General features: G+C 69.5%; 22 protein-coding genes and 1 other RNA gene. 6 read left to right on the forward strand and 17 right to left on the reverse strand.

Going from position 1 to position 17039, the window contains the following annotated elements:
• The first annotated feature begins 40 nt into the window (after window positions 1–40).
• Together AC4NN1_RS02950 and AC4NN1_RS02955 are read left to right on the forward strand one after the other, a co-directional pair.
• The gene (locus tag AC4NN1_RS02950) at window positions 41–865 is read left to right on the forward strand and encodes an inositol monophosphatase family protein (protein ID WP_491954500.1); all 825 of its coding nucleotides are present in this window, start codon (window positions 41–43) and stop codon (window positions 863–865) included.
• On the forward strand, window positions 862–1434 hold the full coding sequence (locus AC4NN1_RS02955) for a hypothetical protein (RefSeq protein WP_491954501.1): 573 nt from the start codon (window positions 862–864) through the stop codon (window positions 1432–1434). The genes AC4NN1_RS02950 and AC4NN1_RS02955 overlap by 4 nt, the downstream gene beginning before the upstream one ends.
• Before the next feature lie 61 nt (window positions 1435–1495).
• On the opposite strand, the gene ssrA is transcribed toward AC4NN1_RS02955, so the two are convergent.
• Together ssrA and AC4NN1_RS02965 are read right to left on the reverse strand one after the other, a co-directional pair.
• Window positions 1496–1867: a transfer-messenger RNA gene (gene ssrA, locus AC4NN1_RS02960) on the reverse strand.
• 102 nt (window positions 1868–1969) lie between these two features.
• Complete coding sequence (locus tag AC4NN1_RS02965; RefSeq protein ID WP_491954502.1) at window positions 1970–2380, reverse strand: NUDIX hydrolase; 411 nt, start codon at window positions 2378–2380, stop codon at window positions 1970–1972.
• 38 nt (window positions 2381–2418) lie between these two features.
• On the opposite strand from AC4NN1_RS02965, the gene AC4NN1_RS02970 reads away from it, so the two are divergent.
• Together AC4NN1_RS02970 and AC4NN1_RS02975 are read left to right on the forward strand one after the other, a co-directional pair.
• A complete protein-coding gene (locus AC4NN1_RS02970; protein WP_491954503.1) occupies window positions 2419–3888 on the forward strand; it encodes an SDR family NAD(P)-dependent oxidoreductase in 1470 nt (489 codons plus the stop codon).
• Entirely contained in the window at window positions 3882–4103 is a 222-nt protein-coding gene (locus AC4NN1_RS02975; RefSeq protein ID WP_491954504.1) for a putative acetyltransferase, read from the forward strand. Before AC4NN1_RS02970 ends, AC4NN1_RS02975 begins: the two co-directional genes overlap by 7 nt.
• 3 nt (window positions 4104–4106) lie before the next feature.
• Here the strand turns inward: AC4NN1_RS02975 and smpB are convergent, their stop codons facing one another.
• The 8 genes from smpB to prfB form a co-directional block, all read right to left on the reverse strand.
• Entirely contained in the window at window positions 4107–4583 is a 477-nt protein-coding gene (gene smpB / locus AC4NN1_RS02980) for an SsrA-binding protein SmpB (RefSeq protein ID WP_018188123.1), read from the reverse strand.
• Between the two features lie 80 nt (window positions 4584–4663).
• Window positions 4664–5578, reverse strand: a complete 915-nt coding sequence (gene ftsX / locus AC4NN1_RS02985) for a permease-like cell division protein FtsX (RefSeq protein ID WP_020097157.1) — start codon at window positions 5576–5578, stop codon at window positions 4664–4666.
• Window positions 5575–6657, reverse strand: a complete 1083-nt coding sequence (ftsE, locus tag AC4NN1_RS02990; RefSeq protein WP_491954505.1) for a cell division ATP-binding protein FtsE — start codon at window positions 6655–6657, stop codon at window positions 5575–5577. The genes ftsX and ftsE overlap by 4 nt, the downstream gene beginning before the upstream one ends.
• Before the next feature lie 57 nt (window positions 6658–6714).
• On the reverse strand, window positions 6715–7458 hold the full coding sequence (locus AC4NN1_RS02995) for an anti-sigma factor (protein WP_491954506.1): 744 nt from the start codon (window positions 7456–7458) through the stop codon (window positions 6715–6717).
• On the reverse strand, window positions 7445–8029 hold the full coding sequence (locus AC4NN1_RS03000; protein WP_491954507.1) for an RNA polymerase sigma factor: 585 nt from the start codon (window positions 8027–8029) through the stop codon (window positions 7445–7447). The genes AC4NN1_RS02995 and AC4NN1_RS03000 overlap by 14 nt, the downstream gene beginning before the upstream one ends.
• Window positions 8026–8667 (reverse strand): class F sortase, encoded by a 642-nt coding sequence (locus AC4NN1_RS03005; protein ID WP_116228989.1) that lies wholly within the window; start codon window positions 8665–8667, stop codon window positions 8026–8028. The genes AC4NN1_RS03000 and AC4NN1_RS03005 overlap by 4 nt, the downstream gene beginning before the upstream one ends.
• Window positions 8668–8677: 10 nt before the next feature.
• Complete coding sequence (locus AC4NN1_RS03010) at window positions 8678–9499, reverse strand: DUF4397 domain-containing protein (RefSeq protein WP_491954508.1); 822 nt, start codon at window positions 9497–9499, stop codon at window positions 8678–8680.
• Window positions 9500–9613: 114 nt separating this feature from the next.
• A complete protein-coding gene (gene prfB, locus AC4NN1_RS03015) occupies window positions 9614–10726 on the reverse strand; it encodes a peptide chain release factor 2 (protein WP_491954509.1) in 1113 nt (370 codons plus the stop codon).
• A gap of 26 nt (window positions 10727–10752) precedes the next feature.
• On the opposite strand from prfB, the gene AC4NN1_RS03020 reads away from it, so the two are divergent.
• The gene (locus AC4NN1_RS03020; protein ID WP_491954862.1) at window positions 10753–12027 is read left to right on the forward strand and encodes an MFS transporter; all 1275 of its coding nucleotides are present in this window, start codon (window positions 10753–10755) and stop codon (window positions 12025–12027) included.
• Between the two features lie 166 nt (window positions 12028–12193).
• Window positions 12194–12607 (forward strand): hypothetical protein, encoded by a 414-nt coding sequence (locus AC4NN1_RS03025; protein WP_491954510.1) that lies wholly within the window; start codon window positions 12194–12196, stop codon window positions 12605–12607.
• Window positions 12608–12635: 28 nt separating this feature from the next.
• Here the strand turns inward: AC4NN1_RS03025 and AC4NN1_RS03030 are convergent, their stop codons facing one another.
• The 7 genes from AC4NN1_RS03030 to AC4NN1_RS03060 are packed head-to-tail and all read right to left on the reverse strand — an operon-like array spanning window position 12636 to window position 17038.
• Window positions 12636–13043 carry a pilus assembly protein TadG-related protein gene (locus AC4NN1_RS03030; RefSeq protein ID WP_491954511.1) on the reverse strand — a complete coding sequence of 136 codons (408 nt, stop codon included), beginning with the start codon at window positions 13041–13043 and terminating at the stop codon, window positions 12636–12638.
• Window positions 13040–13507, reverse strand: a complete 468-nt coding sequence (locus tag AC4NN1_RS03035) for a TadE/TadG family type IV pilus assembly protein (RefSeq protein ID WP_020097149.1) — start codon at window positions 13505–13507, stop codon at window positions 13040–13042. Before AC4NN1_RS03035 ends, AC4NN1_RS03030 begins: the two co-directional genes overlap by 4 nt.
• Complete coding sequence (locus AC4NN1_RS03040; protein ID WP_018188136.1) at window positions 13482–13871, reverse strand: TadE/TadG family type IV pilus assembly protein; 390 nt, start codon at window positions 13869–13871, stop codon at window positions 13482–13484. Before AC4NN1_RS03040 ends, AC4NN1_RS03035 begins: the two co-directional genes overlap by 26 nt.
• Before the next feature lie 9 nt (window positions 13872–13880).
• Entirely contained in the window at window positions 13881–14084 is a 204-nt protein-coding gene (locus AC4NN1_RS03045) for a hypothetical protein (RefSeq protein ID WP_018188137.1), read from the reverse strand.
• Window positions 14085–14109: 25 nt separating this feature from the next.
• Window positions 14110–15021 carry a type II secretion system F family protein gene (locus AC4NN1_RS03050; RefSeq protein ID WP_018188138.1) on the reverse strand — a complete coding sequence of 304 codons (912 nt, stop codon included), beginning with the start codon at window positions 15019–15021 and terminating at the stop codon, window positions 14110–14112.
• The gene (locus AC4NN1_RS03055) at window positions 15018–15878 is read right to left on the reverse strand and encodes a type II secretion system F family protein (protein ID WP_491954512.1); all 861 of its coding nucleotides are present in this window, start codon (window positions 15876–15878) and stop codon (window positions 15018–15020) included. The genes AC4NN1_RS03050 and AC4NN1_RS03055 overlap by 4 nt, the downstream gene beginning before the upstream one ends.
• On the reverse strand, window positions 15875–17038 hold the full coding sequence (locus AC4NN1_RS03060; RefSeq protein WP_491954513.1) for a TadA family conjugal transfer-associated ATPase: 1164 nt from the start codon (window positions 17036–17038) through the stop codon (window positions 15875–15877). The genes AC4NN1_RS03055 and AC4NN1_RS03060 overlap by 4 nt, the downstream gene beginning before the upstream one ends.
• Window position 17039: the final 1 nt, after the last annotated feature.

Below are 17039 nucleotides of genomic sequence, written 5' to 3' on the forward strand. Positions count from 1 at the left end.
CCAATCGAGGCCCCCAGGCACACGCCGTATCCTGGACAGCGTGACGCCCCCTCCCTCTTCGACGCCCTGGCTCGCGCCGTACGACGGTGACCTTCGCGACGATCTCGCCTTCGCGCTCCGCCTCGCGGATGCCGCGGACAGCGCATCGATGGAACGCTTCGACGCCCCCGACCTCGAGGTCAGCACGAAGGCCGACGCGACGCACGTCACCGAGGCCGATCTGGCGACGGAGCGAGCGATCCGCGATCTCCTCGCACGCGAGCGTCCCGAGGACGGGATCCTCGGCGAGGAGTACGGCACGAGCGGAGACACCCGCCGCCAGTGGATCATCGACCCGATCGACGGCACCGCGAACTACCTCAAGGGCATTCCCATGTGGGCCACCCTCATCGCCCTTGTGGTCGACGGCGTCCCCCGGGTCGGGGTCGTCAGCCAACCGGCGATCTCGCGTCGATGGTGGGCCGCCACAGGTGCCGGCGCGTGGACCCGGGGCGCCGACGGCACGACGAGGCGCGTCCGCACGTCGGACGTCGCGACCGCCGAGGAGGCGAGCATCAGCTTCCAGAGCATCGGTCAGTGGGATGCCGCGGGCCGCACGGACTCCCTCCTCCGTCTCACGCGGGCCGTGTGGCGCGACCGGGGGTACGGAGACGCGTGGCCCTACATGCTCCTGGCGGAGGGCCGTCTCGAGATGGTCGCGGAGTTCGACGTCCGCGAGTACGACATCGCCGCCCACGTGCCGATCGTCCTCGAGGCGGGTGGCCGCTTCACCGACATCGACGGCGGGGAGCGTCTGGACGCGCGCTCGTCGCTGGCGACCAACGGCATCCTCCATGACACGTTCCTCGGGATGTTGCGGACGTGAGGTCGCACCTCTCGCACCGGAAGCGGACGGCGGTCGCCGTGCTCATCGCGGCCGTCGTGGCGGTGACGACGGCGTGCACTCCGACGTCAGGCCCGGGTGGTGATCCGAGCGGCGCTGCGGCACCCGGGGCATCCGCGTCGACACCGTCCTCTGCGGCCACGATCGTCCCCGAGGACGTCACGTGCGAGAACATGCTCTCCTCGGACACCATCGACACCTTCACGTCGACGGGCTGGACGGTTCGCGAGGACCCATTCGTGATCCTCGACCTCGAACTCCCGAAGGGGATCTCCTGCACGTGGGGAGACTTCGCCTCGCCGACGAACGATGATCTGGTGCTCTTCGGATGGTCGCCGATCAGCGAGGCCGACGCGTCCGCGACCCAGGCGGCGCTGCAGGCCGAGGGATGGATCCGCAAGGACGATCCTCGGGGCGTGCTGATCACCGAGGATCCCGCGGGCGCCCTCCGCGTGGATGACGAGGGGTACGGGATGACCTACCTCTTCCGCAACGGCTGGGTGGAGGTCTCGGACACGAGACAGGGCCTCGACCTGATCGACCTCGGCTGAAGAGACGACGAAGCCCCCGCATCCGCGAACGGACCGGGGGCTTCTGCTCCGTGACAACGGTTCGTGGAGATGGGGGGAATCGAACCCCCGTCCATCGCTGAGAGACGGCGTCTTCTCCGGGCGCAGTCTGTAAATGGCGTTCTGCTCGGCCCCGACCCTTAGTACAGACACTTGAGTCGACGAGCCCAGCCTGAAAAAGTCCCGCGTGACGCTCAGGCGACGCCACGCAGCGAGATCCCTTAAATGACGCCAGGGACCATGAGGGGATCACTCACGGACTGACGGACTCGAGCTGGCTGCTTACGCAGCGAGGGCGAAGTCGGACTGCTTCTTATTGGCAGTTATTGGTTCGCAGAGATCGTTTACGAGATAACCCTGCATCCTCGGCCCGCTTCTCGCAGAGTCACAGGCGATGTCGAAACCGATCATCCCCGAGACACCTGGCGGTGTGTGGACCGTTGTCACTCTGTGGAGTTGTCAACACTCGGATGCCGGAGCGTCCGGGCATCCCAGACTACCACCGACGAGGGCGGTGTCACCCGCGGAGGAAGTACTCGACCGCCAACGGGGCGACCTCGAGCGCCCCCGCCTCCTCCGCCGTGACCCACCGGATCTCGGCAATCTCGGCAGCCGCAGCGGGTTCCTGACCGGCGATCGAGACGTCGAACACGTCGGCGACGACCACGTGGCCGGGTTCGTTGGCCGCGGCGGCGTGAAACACGCCGAGCGATCGGAGTGCATCCACCGACACGATCACTCCCAGCTCTTCCGCGAGCTCGCGCACGAGCGTCTCGTCCGGCGTCTCGCCGGGCTCCGGCTTGCCGCCGGGCTGCATGAACGCGGTCGTCCCGGCTTTGCGCACGAGGAGCAATCGGCCCGTGTCATCCCGGATGACCGCTGCCGAGACGCGGATGGACGGTACGGATGCGGCGTCGGGCGGGGTCACGCGAGAACGCTAACAGGCGACCCGACGTACAATCTCATGTGCTTCCCGACATCTCCCCCGACGACCAGGGGATCGATCCCGCCGACCTCGCCACGACGCTCCGCGTCCTCTCCGAGCTGTCGTCGCTCCCCCGGACGCACCCCGACTTCATCGCCGTCCGCCAGGCGACCGCCGCGATGTTCAAGGCGGCGAAGAAGGAGCGCCGCCGCGAGATCCGCGCCGCGATCGCCGACGCCGACCGCGCCGTCGTGCATGCCACGGCGACGGGCGCCCCCGACCGCATCGACGACGAGACGCGCGGTATCCCGATCGCGACACGCACCGCCGCGCCGATCGCGGGCGTCCTGCAGAAGGCGCGCGGCTGCTACATCTGCAAGGAGCCGTACACGGTCGTGGACGCCTTCTACCACCAGCTCTGCCCCGAGTGCGCCGCCCTCAGCCACGCCAAGCGTGACGCACGCACCGATCTCACCGGACGACGCGCGCTGCTGACGGGCGGACGCGCCAAGATCGGCATGTACATCGCCCTTCGGCTCCTCCGCGACGGAGCCCACACGACGATCACGACCCGCTTCCCCCGCGACGCCGTGCGGCGCTTCCGCGCCCTGCCGGACTCGCCGGAGTGGATCGATCGGCTGAAGATCGTCGGGATCGACCTGCGCGACCCGGCCCAGGTGATCGCCCTCGCCGACGACGTCGCCGCATCCGGACCGCTCGACATCCTGATAAACAACGCGACGCAGACCGTCCGGCGCTCCCCCGGCGCCTACCAGCCGCTGGTGGACGCCGAGCTGGCGCCCCTTCCCGACGGTCCCCTCCCGGCGCTCGTCACCTTCGGGCACACGAACGACCGGCATCCCGAGGCTCTCGAGCGCTCTGTGAGCGCCCACCCGATCCTCGCGGCGGCCGCGGACCGCGCCGACACCCTGACCCGCGAGGCGATGACCGCCGGATCGACCTCGCTCGACCGGCTTGCCGCGGGAACCGCGATCGACGCCGGCGGACTGATCCCCGACCTCGACCACTCGAACTCGTGGGTTCAGCGGGTGGAGGAGGTCGATCCGCTCGAGATGCTCGAAGTGCAGTTGGCCAACACCACGGCACCCTTCCTCCTCGTCTCCAAGCTCCGCCCTTCGATGTCTGCGAGCCCTGCACGCCGCACCTACATCGTGAACGTGAGCGCGATGGAGGGCGTCTTCGAGCGCGGCTACAAGGGTCCGGGGCATCCGCACACCAACATGGCCAAGGCCGCCGTCAACATGCTGACCCGCACCAGTGCGCGCGAGATGTTCGAATCGGACGGCATCCTGATGACGAGCGTCGACACCGGCTGGATCACCGACGAGCGCCCCCACCCGACCAAGGTCCGTCTTGCAGAGGAGGGCTTCCATGCCCCACTGGACCTCGTCGACGGCGCTGCGCGCGTCTACGACCCGATCGTGCGCGGAGAAGCGGGCGAGGACGTCTTCGGGGTGTTCCTCAAGGACTACGCCCCCAGCCGATGGTGACGCGGTTCCCAGCCCCGGGGACCCGCGTCGTGGTGCGCTACCAGTTGCCCGATGGACGCGCGACCGACGCGCTGGGCGAGCTGATCTCGATCGATGTGGATCTCGTGGTCGTCGACGGCAAGCGCGGCGTGGAACGCATCCCCCGAGCAGCCGTCATCGCGGCGAAGGCCGTTCCCCCGCCGCCGGAACCCCGACGCCGGACCGGGTCCGCCTGAGCGTCACTCGCCGAGGCGGTTGCGGCCGCGCATGGCCCGCTCAGCCTCGCGCTTGTCTTCGCGTTCGCGGATCGTCTGCCGCTTCTCAAACTCGCGCTTGCCCTTCGCAACGGCGATCTCGACCTTGGCGCGACCGTCCGAGAAGTAGAGCTTCAACGGGATGAGCGTGTAGCCACCTGCGGAGATCGCGTGCGAGAGCTTGACGATCTCCTCCTTGTGCAGCAGGAGCTTGCGCGTGCGCTTGGTCGAGTGGTTCGTCCAATGGCCCTGCGAGTACTCCGGGATGTGCACGGCGTCGAGCCACGCCTGTCCCCCGTCGATGAACGCGTAGCCGTCGCTGAGGTTCGCGCGCCCCTGCCGGAGCGACTTGACCTCGGTGCCGGTGAGCACGAGGCCCGCCTCGTAGGTCTTCTCGATGGCGTACTCGTGGCGCGCGCGACGGTTGGTCGCGATGACCTGTTCCCCGCGTTCCCTGGGCATGATGACTCCTCGACACGACGGCGCTCCGCGCGCAGCCGGTCTGCCAGTCTAACGGAGCCGGGTCGCCGCGTGGGCAGGGCTCAGGTGCGCAGCCATCTGCGAATCGCGAAGCTCGCCGACAGTGCAGCGAGGACGAGCCCCAGTCCGACGATCACCGGGATGACCAGGAGCGCGTCCCGTCCGTCGATCCAGGTGGTCACGAAGTCGATCTCGTTCACGAGGTACCCTCGGACGCCGTACTGCACCCCCAGCCAGATCGTCACGCTCGCGAGCGCCGAGCCGAGGAGGGCCGCGAACACGCCTTCGAGGATGAAGGGGGTCTGGATGAACCGATTGGATGCCCCGACGAGACGCATGATGCCGAGTTCCTTACGTCTGGCATATGCGGACAGCCGGATGGTGGTGGCGATCAGGAGGACCGCCGCGACCAGCATCAGCCCGGCGATGGCGACGGCGAAGTAGGTCGCGATGGTCAGCGCCGAGAAGAGCGGCTGCAGGTACTCCATCTGGTCCTTCACCTGCTCGACACCGTCCATACCGCTGAACGCTTCGTCGATGACCTCCGTCTGAGTGGGGTCGACGAGGTTGACCCAGTAGGTCTCGTTGAGCTGGGCCGGGGTGATGAAGTCCTTGTAGTCCTCGCCCATGAGGTCGAGCACGTTCTGATAGGCCTCGTCCCGGGTCTCGAAGCGGACGCTCCGGACGATGCCGTCGAGGGCGGGGCTCTTGAGCTTGTCGGCCACGGCCGCGAGCTGGTCCTTGGAGGCCTCGCCGCCGCTGCACGTCGTCTGCGTCGAGCCGTCCCGACACATGAAGACCGCGACCTGGGCGCGCTCCGCCCAGTACCCCTGCATCTTCGCGATCTGCATCTGCATCAGCATCGCGGCACCCACGAACGTGAGCGAGACGAAGGTGACGAGGATGACCGAGATCACCATCGAGGCATTGCGGCGAAGCCCGGTGAGCGCTTCACCGAGGACGAGACGAGCTCTCATGCGGTGGGCCCCACTTCGTCCTCGTCGCGGCGTCCGAGCCCGAGTCGGTCGGCCGCCCCCAGTCCGTCGATACCCGCGAGGTCGATCTCGGCAGGCGAGATCGGGATGCCGCGGGTGCCGGTGTCGGGCTCCGATGCGGCTGCCGGGGTCGCGGCATCCTGCGTCTGCTGTCCGTTCGGAGGCGAGTCCGCAACCGGCGGGTCGTTCACGACCGGGACGGCGGGGAGCACCGCGTCGGGCTGAGGCGCCGGGGGCTCCACGACCTCCGGCAGCGGCTCGACGGCTCCGGTGTCACCCGAGGAGACGATCTGCTTCTGCAGCTCGAGGACCGCCGTCAGCGCCGCGGTCGCCGCAGCGCCCTTGACGGTCTCCGGCCGGAGGACGGGAAGACTCGAAGTGTCGCCGTAGCCGCCACCGCGCTCGTCGCGGACGATGACGCCGCCGCGGAGCTCGATGACGCGGCGCTGCATCTGGTCGACGAAGCCGGCTTCGTGGGTGGCCATGACGACCGTCGTCCCGCCGGCGTTGATGCGTGCGAGCAGCTGCATGATGTCGATCGAGGTGCCGGGGTCGAGGTTTCCGGTCGGCTCGTCGGCCAGGAGGATCTGGGGGCGGTTGACGATCGCGCGCGCGATGGCGACGCGTTGCTGCTCACCGCCGGAGAGTTCGTGCGGAAGGCGCTTCTCCTTGCCGTCGAGACCGACGAGGGCGAGCGCCTCGGGCACCGACTGCTGGATGAACGCGCGGCTGGACCCGATGACCTGCAGTGAGAAGGCGACGTTCTGGAACACCGTCTTGTTGGGGAGCAGGCGGAAGTCCTGGAACACCGACCCGATGTGGCGGCGGAAGTACGGGACCTTGCGGGTGCTCAAACCCCGCACGTCGCGCCCGAGGACGACGACGCGTCCGTCGGAGGCCGTGTCCTCTCGGAGGATGAGACGCAGGCACGAGGACTTCCCCGAGCCGGAGGCGCCGACGAGGAACACGAACTCACCGCGCTGCACATCGAATTCGACGTCGCTGAGGGCGGGTTTGCTCGTACCGCGGTAACGCTTGGAGACCTTTTCGAACCGGATCATGGCCAGATGAGCCTAAGCGCGATGCCCGCGGCATCCGTCAGCGACACTCCCGGGCACTCAGGGGGCTGACAGGGTTCCCCGCACGATGGAGTCCCCCGAGTGTCCCGGATCGCCGTCGACGTTCTCCTGCGAGATGTCGACGACGGTGAACTTCGAGAGGTCGATGTCATCGGGGATGTCGAACGTCCCGGACGAGCCGTCCAGGATGCCGAGACTCACCAGGTCGGTGGCGTCGCCCGTCAGGAGCCAGACCTCGCGGTAGCCGTCGTCGGGGACGGATGCGTCGAGGTCGACACTCACGCGGTCGTGCCCGTCCACGCGTTCGAGGAGAGCCTCCCCCACAGCGCCCGACCACGACGGGAACCCGTCCAGTCGAGCCTCGGAGATCACCTGCGGACGCGGCACGATGCCCCCGGACGCCCACACGGCGGTCACGATCGCGACGACCGCCGCGGCGGCACCGGCGAGGACGAAGAACACGGGGCGCCGACTCATCCGCCGACGTCTCGGTGCGACGTGCGGGCGAGCGGGGGCGGCGACGGATGCCTCTCGCGGGTGAGCCGCGGGCTCGGCCGTGTCGTCCGGCAGGGAGAGCTCGGAGCGGATGGACTCCCACACGCGATCGGGAGGCGTCAACAGGGCTTCGCCCTCGCCGGTGGCGCGGCCGGCGAGGACGGCGCGAGCGAAGGAGGCGACCTCCGCCGCGCAGTCGGCACAGGCATCCAGGTGGCGGCGGTCCTCGTCGGACGCCTGCTCACCCATCGCGAGGAGGGCGGCGACCTCGGGGTCAAGATGTGACATGGTGCGCCTCCAATCGGCTTCGCAGACGGGTGAGACTTCGGCGGATGTGACTCTTCACGGTACCCAGCGGCATCCCGAGCCGTTCGGAGATCTGCTGATGGGTGAGGTCCTCGTAGAACGCGAGGGCGAGCACCGCACGGGCGTCGGGTTCGAGCTGGGCCACCTCGTCGGCGACGAGCATCGCATCCGAGAGGTCGTGCTCGACCGTGGACTCGGGCACGACCGCCTTGAGGGCCTCCTCGAGGCGCGCCGCGCGCGCACGGGCCTCGTGGGCGTCGGCGATGCGGCGCCGGGCGATCGCGATGAGCCACGCGCCCAGCGGTGCCTGGCCCGGCCGGAACGACGAGCGCGAGGTCCAGGCCGACACGAAGGTCCGCTGCGTGACGTCCTCCGCCTCGGCGGTGTCGCCCAGAGAGCGCACCGCCAGGGTGTAGACGATCCTCGACCAGCGGTCGTACATGGCCTTCACCGCCGTCTCATCGCCGGTCGCGAACCTCTCCGCGAGCTGCATGTCGTCGTCTACGGCCTGCTCCTTCCGTGCAGCGAGCCGGGGCTCGGTGGTCAGACTCATGACCGGGCCCGTGCAATGAGCACCACGTTATCGCTGTAGGTCCGGGTCTGCTGGTCGAAATCACCACCGCAGGTGATCACGGCGAGCATGCGGGGTCCGTCGCGGGTGAACAGCCGGTCGACCGGAAGCTCGGCCCGAGGGATGTAGGTCACGGACTCGGTGACGTAGTCGGTGGCGGCACCGTCGGCATCCGTCACCGTGACGACGTCACCGGCACGGGCTTCGCGGAGCTTCGCCAGCGGACCGATGCCGAACTCCCGGTCGTCGACGTGCGCGGCGATCACCGTGGTCCCTGCGTCATCGGTCGGCGCGGCACCGAAGCGGTACCACCCGGCTGTCGACGGCCGCTCCGGGATCTGCATCTCGCCGCCGGCTTGGACGCCGACGGGCTCGACCGGCATGTCGACGCCCAGAGCGTCCAGCCTGAGGCGCTCGGGCGCAGGCACCGGGTCGAGGGCTACCGGGGTGGCCGGTGCGACCGGGACGGAGACCTCCGGCGTGGGGGTCGCCGGAGTCGGGGAGACCGTCCCGGTCGCACCGGTGCCGGTCCCGGAGAAGGGATCCGCCTCCGGGACCGGCGCGCAGGCCGCGAGCATCATGACCGTCAAGACGACGGTGGGCAGGAGCAGGCGGCGCATGTCGGTGACCTCAGCGGCGAGCCTTGGCGGCTCGGGTCGCGTAGACGCCACCGGCGAGCAGCCCGGCGATGAGCGCGGCACCGCCGGCGAACACCCAGCCATTCGTACCGTTCTCGGCGACCAGTCCGGCCGAACCGGTGTTGACCCCACCGGGGCCTGAGTGCAGGCCGTCGATCGTCTGCGTCGCGAGCGCGAGGTTGCCGGCCTCGGCCGAACCCCACGCGTAGACGACCGTCAGCTCGCCCTCCGCGACGTCGACGTCTGCCGGCCCGATGACAGGGTCGGTCGTGCCGGCGAGGGCGACGGACGCGCTGACCGTTCCGGCGGGCAGGTCGAGCGACTCCTCGTTCGGGTTCTCGAGCCCGCTGATGACCGCTTCCCCACCGGCCAGCACATCGACGGCCGGGGCGGCGGCGACGTGCCGGACCGTGAGCCGGCCTTCGCCGGCGGCGGTCTTCGACGTGTCGTTGGTGAAGAGGTTCGCCGCGGGCTGGCCTGCGGCGTCGAGGTGCGCGACCGCGGTGTAGTTCTTTCCCGCCTCGAGAGTGAGGTCGATGGGTCCGAGGACGGGCGCGGAGTCATCCGTCGCGTCCGCCGCCGTCAGGGCGACCGAATAGGTGCCGCCGGGCAGCTGCAGCGGACCACCGAGGTCGCCGGGCTGGAAGTCGTCGATCGTCAGCTTGCCGTCGACATAAACGTCGACCGGGGTGTCGGGGATCGCGTGCAGCACCGCGAGGTCTGCATCGTCCGACGTCGCGGCCGATGCGGGGAGGAAAGCGGCGAAGGCCACGGCGGCACCGAGAGCCACGCCCGCAGAGAGTGTCTTGCGCATGAGGAACTCCTTCTGATCCGGCGCGAGCTGTTCGCGCTGTCACAGAGGTATTCCGGCTGTTCACCCCATATGGATGCAGGTGGATGAAAAATCTTTCAGCCCACCCGGCGCGAGTCAGTCGCCGTCGTCCTTGCGCTTGCGCCAGCGGATGCCGGCCGCGATGAATCCGTCGAGGTCTCCGTCGAAGACGACGGCGGGGTTTCCGACCTCGTGGCCGGTCCGAAGGTCCTTGACGAGCTGCTGACCGTAGAGGAAGTAGGAGCGCATCTGGTCGCCCCAGCTCGCCGTGATCGTACCGGCGAGTTCCTTCTTCTTCGCCGCCTCCTCTTCCTTCTGGAGGAGCATGAGCCGCGTCTGCAGCACGCGCATGGCTGCGGCGCGGTTCTGGATCTGGCTCTTCTCGTTCTGCATCGAGACGACGATGCCGCTCGGGAGGTGCGTGAGGCGGACCGCGGAGTCCGTCGTGTTGACCGACTGACCACCGGGGCCCGACGAGCGGAAGACGTCGACGCGGATGTCACCCTCGGGGATGTCGACCTCCTGGGCCTCCTCCATCACCGGGATCACCTCGACGGCGGCGAAGCTCGTCTGACGCTTGTCGGCGGAGCCGAACGGGCTGATGCGGGCGAGACGGTGCGTGCCGGCTTCGACCGACAGCGTTCCGTACGCGTAGGGGGCGTCAACCTCGAACGTCGCGGACTTGATGCCCGCGCCTTCGGCGAAGGACGTGTCCATCACCTTGACGGGGTACTTGTGGCGCTCGGCCCACCGCAGGTACATGCGCATGAGCATCTCGGCGAAGTCGGTGGCGTCGTCGCCGCCGGCACCCGAGCGGATCGTGACGACCGCGCCGCGATCGTCGTATTCGCCGTCGAGGAGCGTCTGCACCTCGAGCTGGCTGATGACCTTCTCGAGGTCGACGATCTCGCGGCGAGCCTCTTCGGCGGATTCCTCGTCGTCCATCTCCTGGGCGAGCTCGACGAGCACCTCGACGTCGTCGAGTCGCTGCTCGACCTCCGTGACGCGCTTCAGCTCGGACTGACGGTGGCTCAGGGCGCTGGTGACCTTCTGCGCCTTCTCCACGTCGTCCCAGAGATCGGGAGCGCCCGCCTCGTCGGAGAGACGAGCGATCTCGGCGGTGAGCGCATCGACATCGACGACCGCCTTGATCTCGCCGAAGGTGGAACGGAGGGCCTGGATCTGCACAGACGGATCGAATTCAAGCATGACACTCCAGAGTAACGTGGATGGCGATGACCGACCGACCCGACTCCCCCACTGCCCGGGAGGTGCTCTGGCGTTTCGGCCCCATGGTCTACGCGCCGACCGTCCTCTTCGCGATCGGTGAGGGAGCGGTGCTCCCCCTCATCCCGATCCTCGCAAGCAACCAGGGGGCGGATGTCGCCCTGTCGGCCCTCATCGCCTCGTTGCTGGTCGTCGGGCAGCTGGTCGGCAATCTGCCCGCGGGCTGGGCGGTCGCCCGGTTCGGCGAGCGAGTGACGATGATCGCCGCGGGCTCTCTTGCACTCGTCGTCTCGCTGACCGCCGCCCTGGTGCCGTCCCTGCCGGTGTTCGCCGGTGCGGTGTTCCTCATCGGCTCCTGCGCCGCCGCGTTCGGCCTGGCGCGCCACTCCTTCATGACCACCCGTGTGCCGGTCATGTTCCGCGCTCGTGCGCTGTCGCTTCTGGGCGGGACGTTCCGCCTCGGGATGTTCACGGGTCCCTTCATCGCGGCGGCACTCATCGGACTGTTCGGCGACGAGCGGTCGACGATCTGGTTCTTCGCCGTCTGCCTCGTCGCCCTCATCGTGCTGGTGACCTTCGGACCCGACCCCGAGAAGCAGTTCGTCGCCGAGACGGTCCGCAGCCACGAGGCCGAAGACTCCGGTGAACCCGTGACCGGCTCGATCCCCATCGCCGAGCGGGCGGGCGTGTTCCGCACGATGTGGCTGCACCGTCGGGTGCTGTCGCGTGTCGGACTGGCTGCGGCGAGCCTCTCGGCGGTCCGGTCCGCACGTCAGGTCGTCCTGCCGTTGTGGGGCGTATCGATCGGGCTGGACGCACAGTCGATCGCCCTCGTCGTCGGCATCTCCGGCGCGCTCGACTTCGCCCTCTTCTACGCGAGCGGGCAGGTGATGGACCGGTTCGGACGACTCTGGGCCGCACTTCCGGCGATGGTCCTGATGGGGAGCGGCTTCCTCGCCCTCTCGGTCACGCACGACGGCGCGAGTGCCGAGATGTGGTTCGCGATGTTCGCGGCGGTGCTGGGCGTGGGCAACGGCCTGTCCAGCGGCATCCTGCTGACGATCGGTGCGGATCTCGCACCGAAGGATGATCCGGCGCCGTTCCTCGGGTCGTGGCGCACATTGACGGATGCCGGCGGTGCCACCACCCCGCTGATCGTCACGGGCATCACGGCGGTCTCTTCGCTGTCGTTCGCCGCCGGGGCCGTCGGCGTCATCGGGCTGCTCGGAGCTCTCGCCTTCATCCGCTGGCTGCCGCGGTTCTCGCCGCACGTCAACCGCTGACCGGGCACCCTTCTCGTCCGCAACTTGGGTACAGACCTCGAGAGCGTCATCCAATCGGTAGACGACAAGGGCCAGCGACCATGAGCGCGTGGAACACGAACCGTTCGTCGAACCTCCAGCAGGTCGTCGACATCGCCACAGACCCCGCCGACATCGTGAACGTGCCATGACGGGCCGTCCCCTCGAGATCGCGGTGCGCCGTGGGGAGGAGAGCGTTCCCGCGACGATCAGCTGGCGGCGCGAGGGGTGGCGGTACGCCGTGATGCTCTCGAGCACCTGGTTCGACACGATCGACGAGGTCGCCGACGACGCGTTCGACGCGCTCTGCCGCGTACGCGGACACCTCGAACCGCTCGGGTGGCGCATCGGTGTCGTCGGCGCGCATACAGACGTGTGGCCGAGCGGGATGGCGCGCGACCAGGGCGGCGGGCTCCGCGCCTACCGCGTCGGAACGGACCGGATCGGTGATCTCGTCGACGTCTTCGAGCCGGCCGACCCGGAGACCGTGACGACCGTCGAGGCTCGGCGAGCCGAAGCTGATCGGCGGTTCGAGCTCATCCGGAACGCGGACGCGCACTGACATCCGGACTCCCGCGGCCGCATGCGGCTCAGTCGAGCGCCGTCCGGCTCGTCGCGGTCGCGTCGAGCACCACCCCGGCGGGAACGAAGAGCGATGATATCGGCGGATGCCACGTCGTCGACACCCTCACTCGCGCGGATACTCCGTCCGGTGTGCCCGCGCTCACGAGCGTCACGTCGTCTTCGACCGCGACGATCGCCTCAGCCTGTTCCCGCACCCCTTCATCGGTGAGCTGCGCGCGCGGCCGATCAGCCACCACGTCGAGCGTGAACCCGTCCGCGCCCGCGAGAGCCGCGGCATCCGCTGCGGCCTGCGTGCGCTTGTGCGCGAGGTACAGACTCGTGGCGTCCACCGAGACGAACACGAGGACGAGCGCGAGAAGCGCGTAGCCGATCGTGAGCAGGAGCACGCTTCCTTCTTCGTCGCGGCGGATCATCCGTCTCTCCAGTAGCGCGAGACCTTCTGGACCGACGACGACTCGACGCCCACACGGGCCGCCTGGTCGAGGCCGAGGACCGGCGGCACGAGAGGCAACGGGACGGACGAGGCGACGGTCACCCGGACGATCGCGCCTGCGGCCGGGCACGACGCAGCAGTTCCGACGCACGAGACGTCAACAGCGAGCGAGTCCCTCGGGATGTCGTACTCGCGCGCCAGGGCGTCCAGGATGGTCGCGGCACGGTCGTCGGCGTCCTCCGCGCTTTCGGCGGATGCCACGGCCCGCGCCACGTGCCTCGACGCCGCTTCGACTCCCAGCGCGTGCGACTGGATGAGCCCGAGGGTCACGACGAGATAGACGATGGGGACGAGCAGGACGACGCCGCCGACGATGAACTCCAGTGCCGCGGACCCGCGCTCGTCCTCCGCGAAACGCTCAGTCGAAGCTCTCGGCCGGAGCATGGACGGTCACCTCCCACCCGTGCGGAACGCCGAGGAGGCCGACGAGCGGGAGCGCGGTCGTCACCGTCACGGAAACGGTGTCGTATCCCAGACCCCGTGAATCCGTCGCCGTCACGCTTTCCAGGAAATCCCCGCCCACGGTGCGCTCGACGATGTCGCGCGTGCGGGCCGCTCCCGCTTGCGTGTCGACGTCGGCCAGGGCGGCGTAATAGGCGCCCTCGACAGCAGCATCGTGCACAACGTTCCGGACGTAGACGGCGAGCCCCAGCTGCAGGACACCGAGGGTCAGGACGGTCAGCAACACGCCGACGAGCACGAACTCGACCGGAGTCGAGCCGCGTTCATCGGAGAGCAGCCGCCGCATCCTTCGCCCTCAGAAGCTGGAGACCTGGTCGATCGCCTGCTGGAACAACTGCGACAGGGCAGGTCCCGCGAGCGCCCAGATCACGACGACCAGTCCGGCGGTCATGAGGGTGATCAGCACCCAGCCGGGGACGTCGCCGCGTTCGTCATCGCGGAGGCGGGTGAGGACGGCACCCCACGCGGTGCGGAGTCTCGCCAGAGAGGGACGGATCATGATGTTCTCCTTTCGGATCAGGTGGTCAGCCGACCCCGAGGCGCAGCATGACGATGCCGGGGAAGACCGCGAACAGGACGCTCATGGGGAGGAGGAGGAAGACGATCGGGAAGAGCATCGCGATCTCCTTCTTCCCTGCCTGCTCGATGAGCGATCGTTTGGCGTCCTCGCGCGCGTCGCCGGCCTGTGCCTGCAGCACACCCGCCAAGGGGGCGCCGCGGTCGATCGCCGCGACGAGGTGCTCGATCGCACGGGAGAGCGTGGGAACGTCGAGGCGCCGCCCGAGATCGAGGAGCGCGTCGGACAGGTTCGAGCCGGTGCCGCTGTCGAGGACCGCGCGGCGGATCTCGACCGTGAGCTCGCCGGTGCCGATCTCCCCCACCCGCCTGAGTGCGTCGCGCAGACCCTCGCCCGCCGCGAGGCAGAGGGACAGGAACTCGAGAAGTGTCGGGAGCTCCTCCTCGACGCGCGCACGCCTGCGGCGGGCCGCGGACGTGAGCCGCAGATCGAGCACCGCGGCGGCCGAGAGCGCCAGGACGGGCGGCAGGAGCGCGGACCCGGGAGTGAGCCGGCCGGCGAGGGCGAGGACGACCAGCACGACCCCGCCGAAGAGACCACCGAGGAGGACCCAGGTGAGCTGGCGGGCGCGGAATGCCGCGGCATCCTGCGTCCACCCGGCCTGACGGAGACGGTGCTCGAGTCGCGCGGCGCCGCCGAAAGAGGAGATGACACGGTCCCGGCGGGTGCGCCAGTCGCCGCGGGCGGATGCCAAAGGGGTGAGGCCCCGCGGATCGGCGATGTCGCGCAGATACGGTGCGATCCGACGTGAGAGCGTCGGCGCCGCCAGACGCGGGATCCGGGTTGAGACCAGGACGAGGCCGGCTGCGAAAGCGCCCCCGAGCACGATGGCGAGCGCGAGTTCGGTCAGCCCGCTCATGCGAACCACCGCCGCGGCTCCGGGAGGCGGCCGATGCCGACCATGAGGCGGAAGGCGACGACGGACACTGCCGCTCCCAGGAGGATGACCGCGACGCCTTCCGGACTGCTGTATGCGGCGGCGCCCTCGGGGCGCAGCGCGAGCAGACCGAGGATCACCCACGGCGCGACGACACCGAGAACCGCAGCGCCGCGGATCCAGGACTGCCGGGCTTCGATCTCGGCCCGGAGCGCGGCCTCGGCGCGCACGGACGCCGAGAGGGCGCGGAGGACGCTCGTGAGCTCCGTGCCTCCGACCTGGCGCGCCATCCGCAGGGCTTCGATGATGCGGTCGGCGACGGGGTCGGCGAGCCGCGCCTTCAGGCGGAGAGCGCTCGAATCGAAGTGACCGGAGGCCGACACGTCCGAGGAGAACGCGCTGAACGCGGGACGCAGCGACGGCGGACCGACCTCCCCCAGCGCCGACACCGCGTCGGGCAGGGACATGCCCGAGCGGACGGAGGCGACGAGGAGGTCGCACACATCCGGCCACATCTGACGCCGGCTCTTCTGCAGTCGCCGCGCGCGCCCGCGGAGCCATCCCGCAGGCGCGAAGAATCCGGCCACCGCGGCGACGGCGGCGAAGGCGGGGAGGGCGGTGACCAACCAGATGACCGCCCCCGCGACGGCGGCGGCGGCCAGACTGATCGAGGCGAGGTGGCCCGTCGTCGCGTGGCCGAATCCCGCGGCTTGCAGGAGCCGGGCGACGGTGCCATCGCGCTGCCGCGCCTCTGCACGGCGCGCACGCGTAGGCCAGAGCCAGGGTGCGAGCGTGAGCAGGATGCCGGCGGCCAGGGTGAGCCCCAGGATGGTCGTCACACGCCTTCACCCCCGAAGACGCGACGCGTCTCGACGGCGCCGTCGACGACCCGCCCGGTGGGCGCGATGATCTCGACGACGGCTCGCCGACCGGCGGCATCCCGTCGGCAATGCACGACCAGGCCGACGGACGCGGCGATGGCCGGCAGGAGGAAGTCGCGGTCGATGTTGCGACCGGCCAGGAGCGGCAGCGATGCCAGCTTGCGCAGCGCGTCGCCCGCGGAGTTCGCGTGGATCGTCGCCGCGCCGGGCACGCCGGTGTTCAGGGCGAGCAGCAGATCGAGCGCCTCGGCATCGCGGACCTCTCCCACGACCAGGCGGTCGGGCCGCATACGGAGAGCCTCCTTGACCAAGCGGCGGAGCGACACTTCACCGGTTCCCTCGAGGCTCGGCTGACGACCTTGGAGGGCGACGACGTCGGGAGCCTGGGCGTTGAGCTCGAACGTCTCCTCGACCGTGACAATGCGGTCATCGGCAGGAGCGGACGCGATGAGCGCGCCGAGTAGGGTCGTCTTCCCTGCGTGCGTGGCTCCGGAGACGATGACGCTCGTGCCGTCGCGCATCGCGGCTCGCAGCACCGAGGCCGCCTCGGGGCGGACGGACCCGGCTGCGACCAGATCGTCCAGGGTGCGGAAGCGGGTGAGAAACTTCCGGATGTTGACGGCCCAGTGCCGACGGGTGATATCGGGGATAACGACGTGCAGACGCGAGCCGTCGGGCAGCGACGCGTCGACGAACGGCTGGCTGAGGTCGACGCGGCGGCCGGTCGCGTGCAGCATCCGTTCGACGAGGTCTCGCACCGCCGTGTCGCTGAGCACGATCGGAGCCCGCTCACTCCGCCCTTCTCGCGCGATGAAGACCTTGTCGGGGGCGTTGATCCAGATCTCCTCGATGTCGGGGTCGTCCAACAGCGCCTGGAGGGGGCCGTACCCGGCGACGGTCGAGAGGATGTCGCGGACGGATGCCGCTTCGTCCTCGATGACGTCGACTCCCCGCGCGAGGGCGAAGTCGTTGTGACGGCGCACCTCGGCCCGGGCGATCCGGGCCGCGCGGTCGGGGTCTCGGGAAGGATCGACGTCCTCGCTGCGCAAGCGTTCCCGCACCCGCTCCGCGACCGCGGCGAGACCGCGGGTCGGCGCAAGGGGGGACGCGATGCTCATG

It is taken from the genome of Microbacterium sp. MDV22-iso44, from assembly GCF_058629135.1.